At 67.5% G+C, this 6,016-nt stretch carries 6 protein-coding genes and 1 pseudogene; 4 read left to right on the forward strand and 3 right to left on the reverse strand.

Annotation, left to right across the window (positions count from 1 at the left end; translation table 11 throughout):
* Positions 1-402: 402 nt before the first annotated feature.
* Entirely contained in the window at positions 403-912 is a 510-nt protein-coding gene (locus CCN51_RS47885; RefSeq protein ID WP_043487705.1) for an RICIN domain-containing protein, read from the reverse strand.
* A 243-nt stretch (positions 913-1,155) separates the two neighbouring features.
* Between CCN51_RS47885 and CCN51_RS47890 the strand changes: the two are divergent.
* Positions 1,156-1,431, forward strand: a pseudogene (locus CCN51_RS47890) (alpha/beta hydrolase); the annotation flags it as partial.
* Positions 1,432-1,528: 97 nt separating this feature from the next.
* On the opposite strand, the gene CCN51_RS47895 reads toward CCN51_RS47890, so the two are convergent.
* Positions 1,529-2,137 carry a restriction endonuclease gene (locus CCN51_RS47895; RefSeq protein WP_043487707.1) on the reverse strand — a complete coding sequence of 203 codons (609 nt, stop codon included), beginning with the start codon at positions 2,135-2,137 and terminating at the stop codon, positions 1,529-1,531.
* Between the two features lie 212 nt (positions 2,138-2,349).
* Between CCN51_RS47895 and CCN51_RS47900 the strand changes: the two genes are divergently transcribed.
* Both CCN51_RS47900 and CCN51_RS47905 read left to right on the forward strand, forming a co-directional pair.
* Complete coding sequence (locus CCN51_RS47900) at positions 2,350-2,748, forward strand: RidA family protein (protein WP_078610967.1); 399 nt, start codon at positions 2,350-2,352, stop codon at positions 2,746-2,748.
* Between the two features lie 28 nt (positions 2,749-2,776).
* On the forward strand, positions 2,777-3,565 hold the full coding sequence (locus tag CCN51_RS47905; RefSeq protein ID WP_143676146.1) for a hypothetical protein: 789 nt from the start codon (positions 2,777-2,779) through the stop codon (positions 3,563-3,565).
* 10 nt (positions 3,566-3,575) lie between these two features.
* Here the strand turns inward: CCN51_RS47905 and CCN51_RS47910 are convergent, their stop codons facing one another.
* Positions 3,576-4,226 carry a histidine phosphatase family protein gene (locus CCN51_RS47910; protein WP_014180078.1) on the reverse strand — a complete coding sequence of 217 codons (651 nt, stop codon included), beginning with the start codon at positions 4,224-4,226 and terminating at the stop codon, positions 3,576-3,578.
* Positions 4,227-4,550: 324 nt separating this feature from the next.
* On the opposite strand from CCN51_RS47910, the gene CCN51_RS56745 reads away from it, so the two are divergent.
* On the forward strand, positions 4,551-5,957 hold the full coding sequence (locus CCN51_RS56745; protein WP_014180079.1) for a hypothetical protein: 1,407 nt from the start codon (positions 4,551-4,553) through the stop codon (positions 5,955-5,957).
* Positions 5,958-6,016 lie beyond the last annotated feature (59 nt).

Here is a 6,016-nt window from a genome sequence, read left to right on the forward strand (position 1 = left end):
CGGCCCGAAAGGCCAGACGAGGGGGCACAGTCTGAGATGTCAGCGGGCCGGCCGCCAGATCAGGGAGCGGGGGTATAGGTCAGCGGTGCGTCGGGACAGCCGCTGACGCCGGCGGGCCCGAGCCGACGAGGGCCGCCACTGCCGCGCCGACGACGAGTAGTGCCTTCAGCCTCATGCCGCTCCTTCGTAGGGGGATCGGCACCGTAGCGGCCACCACCTGCGAATCACTGGACCGGCGTGCGCGCGAGTCTTCGAAAGCCCGACTTATGATTCAACCGCTGACCCCTGTCGCTACAGTCGAAAGGGGCGTCCGAAGCCATAGGAGGTGGCTTCGGACACCTCTTCTTCGGGTCGGGTCTGTCAGATCGTGCTGGCTTGCTGCGCGGCCCGCCCTTAAGTAGGTCAGCGGACGTCGAACGAGTGGGCCTGGTAGTTGTTGGTGGAGGCGCAGTCGTTCAAGACGGCGATGGTGGGCATGGCGACGGAGGACAGTTGCTGCATGCACTTGTTGTAGGCCAGGTTGCGCAGCAGGGGCCGGTTGGGCTTGCTGGAGTCCGCCATGGTGAAAGCCTGCTCCTCCCACCGGGGATCGCACGGACGCTGCTGGAGGGCATCCGCGGTGCTGCCGCTCATAGCGGTGACGCACATGTCGCTGTTGAGATTGCGCAGCATGAAGGTGTCGCGGGTGACCGGATCGATGGCCCACTTCTGGGCCAAGGCATCGGTGTCGGTCTGGTACTGGAGTTGGGCAGCGCCGACCGTCGAGTTGCCAGCGACGCCGAGGACGTAACCGCTAGCCCAGGCGCGGACCTTGGTGCCGCTCAACGGCCCGGTGGCGTCGGCAGTGCCCACCCCGAGCACGGTCGCACTTAGCGCTACGGCGACCACGGCGCAGGCGGATCGAATGCGCATGTAGGACTCCTCCGCTTCGAACTGGTCACACTATGTGCCCAGTTGGGTGCGCAACGTACTGCACTGCACTCGGGATTCCCTCGACAATGCCACGACGGAGTGACTCAACTCGCCGACTAAGCAGCCCCTGGCAGTAGCCAAAGGTGCGATCAGAGCCGATGGCAGAGGCCGTCGCCGACCAGCCGGAATGGACGCCGACCTCAGTGGAGAGCACGTCCGCACGGTGCACTCTCCTCGGGCTGCCCCAGGATCGTTGCCGCGGTCTTCGGTCTTCACTGGCCCGATTGCCTGGCCGAGACGGCGAGGCGGATCACCATCCCGATCGAGTACGTGCTCCAGTGGGACGACGAGCACATCCCGCGCCAATCCGGCCTCGCGTTGTTCGAAGCCTTCGCCTCGAAGGAGAAGACGTTGCACGCCAATGCGGGCAGGTATGAGGAGCTGCCCAGGCTCGAGGTCGACAGCGTGGTCCGGTTCTTCGCCCGGCATCTCGGCCAGGCAGTCACGCCGCCGGTCTGACCTGAGCTGACCTGACGGGTATCGGCGTCCGGCCGGGCGCCGATAGCGCGGTATCCCAGGTGTCGCGATCGATACGGTGTCCGGCCGCAGCCGCCGGCTAGCGGGCCGGGCGGCGTCCGCGTGGTGGTCCGCCCCCTGTCCCGTTGAGGGGGAGCAGCGACTCCAGGGTGGAGCCTCGGACCCACGCCCCGAGCAGGTCCCGGTGCATGGCGAAGATCTCGTGTTTCACCGCCAGTTTCTCGGCCGCCGCGGTGAAGTTGCAGGTGGCGACGTATACGGCGATGTCGGCGCCGTGTTCGGCCCGCGCCGTGCCGAGGAACTTCTGCATCTCACCGCTGCCCACGGTGCGGTGGGGCGCGTAGTGCTTGCACTGGATGACCAGCCGGCGCCCGTCCGGCATCAGCCCGATGACATCGGCGCCCAGGTCGCCGGTCTTGCCGGAGACCACGACCTGGGTGCAGCCGTCGCGGCGGCACAGCTGCGCGACGTACTGCTCGAACCGCTGCCAGGTCATCGCGTCGACATCAGACATGGCCACTTCGCGCGCCTTGCGTTCCTCCGCGGCCTGCCAGGCGCGGTCGCCGGATACGGCGCTTCGGTGGGCCCTCAGCAGCCACCAACCGACCCTGCCGAGCAGCGTCGCGAGAACCACCCCGGCGGCGTACGGCCACACCGTCTTCCAGGTCAGAGCCAACCCAAGCAGCATCACGGCGCCGACGCCCCATGCCCAGCGGCGTATCCGTGCCTTCAGCCGCCGTGATGACCATGTGCGCCGTCCTCGCGCCGCCATCTCGCCCCTCCCGTAGGTACCGGCAGTGTGCGGAGCGGTGGCCTACCGCGGCAAGACCGCCGATTGCCCGTCGGACACATGCGATGGCGCGCGATGACACGCCGTGGGACGCGGTGCAGAATGCCCGCATGATCAAAGGCGTTCACACCGACAAGGCGCCGTTCGTGCGCTTCTCCGACGGCACCGAGCCGCCCCTGTCCCAGGCCATCGTGTCCGGCGGCCTGGTCTTCACCTCCGGCCAGGGGCCGCTGGACCCCGCCACGAACGAGATGCCGGCCGATTTCGCCGCGCAGGCAACGCAGGTGCTGAGCAACCTCGTCGCCGTCTTCGAGGCGGCGGGCAGCGGTAAGGACCGCGTCATCAAGTGCACGTGTTATCTGAGCGACAGGAAGAACTTTCCGGAGTTCAACCGCGTGTACCGGGAGTTCTTCGCGGACTGTTCGCCGCTGCCCGCCAGGACCACCGTGGTGGCGCAGCTCGTACGCGAGGGTGTGCTCGTCGAGATCGACGCGGTTGCGGAAGTATGAGCGGCGACGGGGCAGTGGAGTGGTGGCGGTGAGCTATATCGAACGGTATTACCCGACCGTCATCGTCGGGCTGCACGGTGTCTTCCACCAGCACCCCTGGATCGGCCGGCTCCAGGCCGAGGAGGACCTTGACGAGGACGTCTTCAGCCTCGCGGTGAAACGGGCCGAGGCGTACGGGTGGACCACCACGGGCGGTGGCGAGCTGGAGGGCGCGCGGTGGGGTCATAACGACGCGGGTGAGGACTGGACGGAGGACGGCCGGATACGTCAGATCGCCTGGCTTCAGATCGCCGCCGAGGACGTACCCGGGCAGCGTCTGCCGGTGCTGCCGGCGGCGACGGTCCTGGGCGACGCGCTGTGCCGCATGGGTACGTTCCGCCTGACCGGTCTGCACGCCCTGGCGCCGCTCCACCTCGCCCCCGACAGCCTGCCCCATCTGGCCGGCGCGGCGGACTGGTTCGCTCTCGCCGACCCCGATGGCGCCGTGGAGTTCACGGTGACGGTCTCGGCGAGGGAAGCGGTGGCGTCGGCCGTGCGGCGCCATGACGTACCGGCCCTGGCGCGGGAGCGGGCCTTCGGGCGCCTGACGGTCGAGGCCGTGCCGGCGGGGGCGGACACCCAGGAGGGGCTGGCGCTGCCGGTCGCGGGGGAGGTGCAGACGGAGGGGATGCGGCCGGTGCTGGCGCTGCGCTGTGGCGGGCGCTCCTGGTCCCTGGACACGGCCGTCTGGGCCGCCGAGATCGCGATCGACGCGCTGCGGGCGGCGGGAGCGACCGAGCCGGTCCTCATCACGGTCTCGGGCCCCACCTCAGCCTGACTCGGCCACTTCACACCCGCAGTTCGGGTGGGAAGCCGGTCCAGCGCAGGTCGGCGGGGAGGTGGGACATGTCGTTGTAGAAGAGGACGGAGGAGAGCCGGCCGGGCGCGTAGCGGATGACTGTCAGGGCCGCGTTGGCGTGGTTGAGGCCGAGCCAGCGCCAGTCGGGGGCGTCGAGGGCGGCGCGGACGAGCCAGCCGATGAGGAAGTTGTGGGTGACGACCAGTTCGTGGCGGGGCTCGTCGCCGGGCACCGGGCCGGTGAAGAGGGCCTGGGCCTCGCGGGCGAGTGCCGGGCCGTGGTCGCGCGCTTCCGGGGGGAATTGGGCGAGGAAGCCGAGGAGGGCGTCGGCGGCGTCCGCGGGGAGTTCGCCTCGGTCGGGGACGTACGGGAGGTAGTCCCCGGCCGGTTCGGACGGCTGGAGGGGGACTTCGGGGACTTCAGGGGCTTCGGGGCGCTCGGTGAACTGCTCGGCGATCAGGTGGGCGGTCTGGGCGGCGCGGGGGAGCGGGCTGTGGTGGATGGCGGATATGGGGTGGCCGCGCAGCCGCTCGCCGAGCAGTACGGCCTGGCGGCGGCCGTTCGCCGTCAGCTCGGTCTCGTCGGGTGAGGCCTCGCCGTGGCGGGTCAGATAGAGGTAGCGGGCGGCCGTTGTGGTCATTGGCGTACGGGTCTCCTTTGAAGGATTGCGTGGGGGCACCCTTGGGGACGTCCGGGGCTCGGTTGAGGTTGCATGTTCCACAGGCCCGTCTCGCCGCGTGGGCGGCGGTCGGGCCGCTGAACTCTTGGTGAAGTTTGCCCCGGGTGAGTTCAGGAGAAGTTCAGCGAGTATCCGGCGCCGCGCATTCACCTGCGCATATGTCTGTCGTCGCGGCGGCTTAGCTCTGTAATGTCCCGTTCTTCCTTCGTTCCAGGGCTCGGAACAAGATCATCTGGTTCGGCTAGTCTGCGATCGCCAAGCTGATGGAGTGACGGGGGAAAGGCCATGAGCGGTCCCAGCTATCTGGACGGTCTCAACTACCACGACATGGTCGAACTCGACCTGGGTAAGCTCGGTGGTGCGGTCGCGGACTGGAAGTCGACCGTTGACGGTTTGAAAAAGCTGATGGAGGACGCGAATTCCGGCTTGTTGAAGAAGTCGGAGGGGGCTCGGTGGGTCGGGCTCAACGCGGATGTCACGCGTGAATTTGTCAAGAAGACCGCTAAAGAGCTCGCGGATCTGCACAAAGAAGCCAACGCAGTCTGGAGCGTCCTCGACGACGCGCATTCTCAGCTCACGGAGATCCAGTCCAGTATCAAGTCGATCGTCGAGCAGGCGAAGGAAATCAAGCTCCGGGTCACCGACAACTGGGACGGCACCGTCAAGTTTGTCTACCCGTTTGCGGCGGAGGGGACGTACTCCAAGCAGGACCGCGCCGTCCAGGACGAATACAACCGCTACGTCAACGCGAAGATGGCCAGGGCCATCCAGATCGACGGCCTGGTCAAGGGCGCGCTGGCCAAGATGCACGGCGGCGACCCCTACGACGCCGGGCACACCCGGTACGACTCGCTCGACGACGTCGCGCTCGACCGGGCGATGGCGCTCGCCTCGCTCGGTAAGGACGTGAACCCAAAGCAGCGGGCGGAGCTGCGGAAGCTCTGGGACGCGCTGAGCCCGGGGCTGCGCGGTCAGCTGTGGGATGCCGACAGGGTAAAGCTGATGGATGCCGGGGTCATCTCCCCGAAGTACAAATGGAAGCCTTCGGTCAAGGGTGACCCGGGATGGGCATTGAGAGAGCCGACGGCGGGCGATCGCTGGAACTTGTTCGAGGCAAAAAGCAAGGTGGCGTGGGACAAACTGAATGGCCTCAGCCACGGCGGCCAGGCTCTGGAGCACTACCTCTCGAACACGGGAACCCCTGTTGATGATCTGGACGTCGACAGCATGCTGCGCGACGACAAACCCATGTACGAAGATGTCGAGTGGGCCATCGTCGACCATCAGGACAAGTGGGCGGAACAGGCGCGCAAGGAGCTGGAGAAGTCCGGGGCGCAGACCGTCACCGTTCCGGTGGAAACGAAGGGCAAGTATTTCGGTTTTGGCGACCAGGACTGGCGCGACGCCGTCGGCACCGGAACGTTCAACGTCTCCGGCGCGATGACGGCGAAGCTCAACGAATATGGGAAGCCCGAGTATTACCTCGACTATCAGGTGAATGTCTGGGATCGATACAGCCAGAACGAGAGCGAGCCCAACTGGACGGATCCCCCGGACCCGGACCTGGCCAAACTGCAGGAAGCGGGGCTGGCTGAGGACTTCGATATGCGCGGCAGCAGTTCGGTGACGCACTACGACTACCGACAGCCGGGGCCGGACGGCGTGTACGACGGGCCGGGGCCCAAGGTCTAGGACCCGGCGCCCGCCCGCCAGGGTCGAGGATCCGGCGACCCGGCCCGTCGTACACGCCG

This window comes from Streptomyces milbemycinicus, from assembly GCF_002154605.1.
Classification (GTDB): Bacteria; Actinomycetota; Actinomycetes; order Streptomycetales; family Streptomycetaceae; genus Streptomyces; species Streptomyces milbemycinicus.

Coding starts and splice junctions, on each gene's coding strand:
- CCN51_RS47895 (WP_043487707.1), bottom strand. CDS start 2,137: ATGCTGCTTGGGTTGGCTCTGACCTGGAAGACGGTGTGGCCGTACGCC.
- CCN51_RS47885 (WP_043487705.1), bottom strand. CDS start 912: ATGCGCATTCGATCCGCCTGCGCCGTGGTCGCCGTAGCGCTAAGTGCG.
- CCN51_RS47910 (WP_014180078.1), bottom strand. CDS start 4,226: ATGACCACAACGGCCGCCCGCTACCTCTATCTGACCCGCCACGGCGAG.
- CCN51_RS47900 (WP_078610967.1), top strand. CDS start 2,350: ATGATCAAAGGCGTTCACACCGACAAGGCGCCGTTCGTGCGCTTCTCC.
- CCN51_RS56745 (WP_014180079.1), top strand. CDS start 4,551: ATGAGCGGTCCCAGCTATCTGGACGGTCTCAACTACCACGACATGGTC.